Origin of the sequence: Achromobacter sp. Marseille-Q0513 (genome assembly GCF_018195695.1) — a bacterium.
GTDB lineage: Bacteria > Pseudomonadota > Gammaproteobacteria > Burkholderiales > Burkholderiaceae_B > Achromobacter.
The window spans coordinates 1-752 of sequence record NZ_JAGTJY010000414.1; the positions used below are offsets into that span (position 1 = coordinate 1).

Genomic DNA, 752 nt, shown 5'->3' on the forward strand with positions numbered 1-752 from the left:
GCCCTAGCTACTGATTTTCCAGGCCAGAGTGTGGCCCGGGCCGCTACGGCGTGCGCTGAACTCCAGGTGCAGACGCCGGTTGTGCGCCTGGAGCGCGCCTTCGATCAAACCGTTCCAGGCGGTGGCCAGTTCGACGGGGGTATCCTGAACGCCCTTCATGAAGGTCCAGCCTTCCTGGCGGACTTCGTAGCTGGTGTCCAGGTGCTGATCCACGCGGCGGGCATCACCATGCGCCTCTCCCAGGTTCTTGATGAAGCGGGCAAAGCCGGCCGCATCCCGACCATACCCACCGCCCAGGCCGTGCGCGATCTCATGGTAGAACTGCATGCCGATCAGCCTGGCGGCCATCCGCAGCCGGTGCGTGGCTTCGTGGGGCCCCCAAAGCTGTACGGCTACTGGGTATGCGGATCGCACATATTCCATCGCGTAGTTGCGATGCGCCTTGGCCAGCCGGGTCGCGGGCCATTGCTCCGTAGGCAAGCCCGGTGCGCGTGCTGGATCGAAATCCGGCGCATCTTCGTCACGCGCAAAGCGCAGCCGCTCATGCGGAAGCAGGTCGTGGTCGTGTTCGTAGTAGTAGCCTTCCAGCCCTGACTGTCCGTCGGCCGTCTGCTTGGTGCACACGAAGCCCAGGCGCGGGTTGTGCAGCATCGTGCCGTTCTGTGCATGCCAGCCGCGCAGCATGGCCGTGGAGACTTCCGGCGCGATGCCGCACAAAGCGGTGCCGGCCCAGATCCAGCGCGGCGCGGCAT

Annotated in this window: 1 protein-coding gene; it reads right to left on the reverse strand. The window is 65.6% G+C overall.

Features of this window, described 5'->3' with window-relative positions; all coding sequences use genetic code 11:
• Nucleotides 1–3: 3 nt before the first annotated feature.
• The coding region (locus tag KDH83_RS30990; RefSeq protein WP_212322922.1) for a hypothetical protein at nucleotides 4–752 on the reverse strand (749 nt) is incomplete at its 5' end.